We start from the raw sequence: 3258 nt of genomic DNA on the forward strand, positions 1-3258 counted from the left end.
ATCCGTGCCACTTTGCCCTCCGGCGCGGGCAGGTGCAATGATCCGCCGCCGGGATGCGACGCGGCGACACAGCGAAACGCAAGCCGGGGGTGTGCAGGTCCCGCAACGCGGGGCGCAAAAAGAAACAGCCCGGATCGCGCGGATCCGGGCCGTGTTCGCCAAGGGCGAGAATTCTTCTAATGCGACGTCAGCCGCCTGCTGTCATCACCACGATGAGGCCGAGCATGATCCAGGTGGCGCCCACGGCCCAGAGGATCAGGCCGCCAAGGCCCATGGTCGCGACCATGCCCGCGGCCAGAGCCACGACGACGAAGGCGAGGGTGAACATGAAAGCCGGCGAAATCTGCTTGTGCTCGGTTTCGGAATGATCGGCCACATAGGCCGAAACGCCGGAATCGGCGGTCGTCATGGTCATAATCGATTCTCCCGTTTGCTGTCTCCCTGACAGGCCACCGTGATTTAAAGATGCATCTCGTTTCGATAAAGATGCGAAGCCGTGCCATATTGTCGCAGCGCCGTCACATTCCCCTCATGCGCGCGTGATTTTGCGCAGGAACCCGGCGAGATCGGCTGTGTGATAGTGGATGTGATCCTCCGGCGCGGGAGCGGGGGCGACATGCACGGTCTTCATCCCGATCGCATGGGGATGGCGCAGGTTGCGGGCGTCGTCTTCGAACATCGCACCGCGGTCGGGCGCGATCCCGGCTTGCGCGAAAACCCGGTCGAAAGCTTCGGCGCGCGGCTTGGGATGGAACTCGGCATGCTCGACGCCATAGACCCCGTCGAACAGACCCGTCAGCCCGCGCGCCGCGATCACCCGCGTCGCATAGGGGGCTGAGCCGTTCGTATAGACGATCTTGCGTCCCGGCAGGGCTTCGATGCCTGCGCGCAGCGCCTTATCCACCACCAGATGGTCGAGTGAAATCTCGTGCACCTCGTGGAGATAGGGGGCAGGGTCCACATCGTGCTCGTGCATCAGACCCGCCAGCGTGGTGCCGTAAAGCTGCCAGTAGTGGTGGCGCAGATGGTCGGCCCGCGCGCGATCGACGCCCAGCGAGCGCATCACGAAATCGGTCATCTTCACTTCGATCTGGTCGAAGAGCCGCGCCTCTGGCGGGTAGAGCGTGTTGTCGAGATCGAACACCCAGGCGTCGACATGCGCGAACTCGGCGGCGAGATCGCGGTCGGTGGGGGTGGCGGAGGCGGGGGCAGGCGCGGAGCTGTCTGTCATGGGCTGCAAGCTAGGTCGCGGGGCGCGCAGGTGCAATCTGCTTGTCACCGGGGGCGGCCCGCGCCTAATCTCTGGCAGAACGCGAAAGCAGGTTGCATGCAAAAAGACGCCTACACTCTCATACTCGACGCCATCGACGAAGGCGTTTACCGCCCCGGGGACCGTTTGGTCGAATCCGAATTGGCGGAGCGGTTCGGAGTGTCACGCACCCCGGTGCGCGAGGCGCTGCAGCGGCTCGAAACCCAGCAAATGCTGGCCCGCGACGGGCGGTCGTTGATCGTAGCCTCGCTCGATCACAACCAGCTGGCGGAGCTCTATATCGTGCGCGCCGAGCTGGAGGCGCTGGCCGCGCAACTGGCGGCGAAACATGCGGCCCCCGAAGAGGTCCGCGTGCTGCAGAACATGATCGACGAGGATCGCGGTCAACTCGACGATCCGGAGGCTCTGAGCCGGGCCAATCGCCGGTTCCACCACCAAATTCACCTCGCCTCGCATAATCGTTACCTCGTCCAGCAGCTCGACCTCGTGCACCGCTCAATGGCACTTCTCGCGACGACCTCGCTTGCGGTGAAGGGGCGCGGCGAAGCGGCGCTCGACGAGCATCAGGCGATTGTCGATGCGATCCGCGAAGGCAATGGCGATGCGGCTGCCTCGGCACTGCGCGCCCATATCTCGCGCGCCTTCGAGACGCGCCTCACGCTCGACGCTGCGCATCACGGCACGGCGGGCCACTGGGCCGAGGCGCTCTGATCAGCCGATAAGCGGCGCACGCGCCAGACGCTGCGGTCCGGGCTTTGCCCCGGCCTGTGCGGCTGCGACTTCCTCGAGAAGCCTGTGCTGCGCGCTGTCCGGCGCTGTGCTGCTATGGGCATCGAAAATGCCGTGGCTCGTCTTGTCCCAGTAGAAGGGCCGCGCGACCAACTCATACAGCGCCTTCCAGCCTGCCAGCGCCCCCAGCGGGTAATAGAGATGCAGCGTCGGCACCCATTTGATCAGATGGCGATGCTCCGCGCTGCGGCAGGCCCAGGCCGAGGTCGTGATCGCGATCAGCTCCGACAGGATGAAGGTGCCCATGACAAGCGCGAAGGCGGGGCCGGGCAGGGCGCTCGCGATCGGATGCCAGACCCCGAACAGCGCGAGCCAGAAGCTCCACAGTACCGGGGCCAGAACATATTGCGAGAGCGATCCGAGGATCAGGATTTGCACCCCGATGAAGCGTTTCGTTCCGAGATCGCGCCAGAGCTGCACGGGATCGCGCATATGGACCGCCCAGGTCATCGCATAGCCCTTGAGCCAGCGTGAGCGTTGTTTGACCCAGGGCACAGCGCGGCAGTTGGCTTCCTCGTAGGTAACCGCCGGGATCAATTCGGTGCGGTAGCCGTGTCGCGCGAGGCGCACGCCGAGATCGGCATCTTCGGTCACGTTATGGGCGTCCCAGCCGCCCAGCTTCTCCAGCGCGTCGCGGCGGAAGAACAGGGTCGTGCCGCCCAGAGGCACGACGAAACCGAGCCGCGCGAGCCCCGGCAGGAACATCCGGAACCATGTCGCATATTCCACGGTGAAACAGCGTGCGAGCCAGTTGGTGCGCGGATTGTAATAGTCGAGGATGCCTTGCAGGCAGGCGGTCTCGGGTGGGGCCGCGAGGAAGCGTTGGGCGGCGATCTGCAGCTGATCCGGTTCGGGCGCGTCCTCGGCATCCCAGATCCCGATCACCGATCCGCGGCAGAAGTTCAGCGCGTAGTTGAGCGCGCGCGGCTTGGTCTTGATCGGCCCGTCCGGCACCGTGACCACCCGCATCCAGCGCGGCAGATCGGCGCCGGATAGGGCTGCCAGAGTCATTGCGTCGGTCTGCTCGACGACGAGGATCACGTCGAGCAATTCGCGCGGATAGCGCAGCTTGCCGAGCCGTTCGACCAGTCGTGCGGCGATGTCCGTCTCGCGAAAGAGCGGGACCATCATCGAGATGATCGGGAGCCGTCCCCTTGGCGCGCTACGGTCGCACGGGTCAGGGGCGGGACGGCGGCGGG

At 65.3% G+C, this 3258-nt stretch carries 4 protein-coding genes; 1 reads left to right on the top strand and 3 read right to left on the bottom strand.

Annotation, left to right across the window (positions count from 1 at the left end):
* Positions 1-187: 187 nt before the first annotated feature.
* Both B3D39_RS17765 and B3D39_RS17770 read right to left on the bottom strand, forming a co-directional pair.
* Entirely contained in the window at positions 188-415 is a 228-nt protein-coding gene (locus B3D39_RS17765; protein WP_078569545.1) for a hypothetical protein, read from the bottom strand.
* 114 nt (positions 416-529) lie between these two features.
* Positions 530-1231 (bottom strand): pyrimidine 5'-nucleotidase, encoded by a 702-nt coding sequence (locus tag B3D39_RS17770; protein ID WP_274963805.1) that lies wholly within the window; start codon positions 1229-1231, stop codon positions 530-532.
* Positions 1232-1327: 96 nt separating this feature from the next.
* Here B3D39_RS17770 and B3D39_RS17775 point away from each other — a divergent pair, with 96 nt between their 5' ends.
* Entirely contained in the window at positions 1328-1981 is a 654-nt protein-coding gene (locus B3D39_RS17775) for a GntR family transcriptional regulator (protein WP_078519773.1), read from the top strand.
* Here the strand turns inward: B3D39_RS17775 and B3D39_RS17780 are convergent.
* A partial coding sequence (locus B3D39_RS17780; protein WP_286789930.1) for a glycosyltransferase family 2 protein occupies positions 1982-3258 on the bottom strand: 1277 nt, incomplete at its 5' end.

The organism is Thioclava sp. UBA3469 (assembly GCF_002378135.1).
GTDB lineage: Bacteria > Pseudomonadota > Alphaproteobacteria > Rhodobacterales > Rhodobacteraceae > Thioclava > Thioclava sediminum.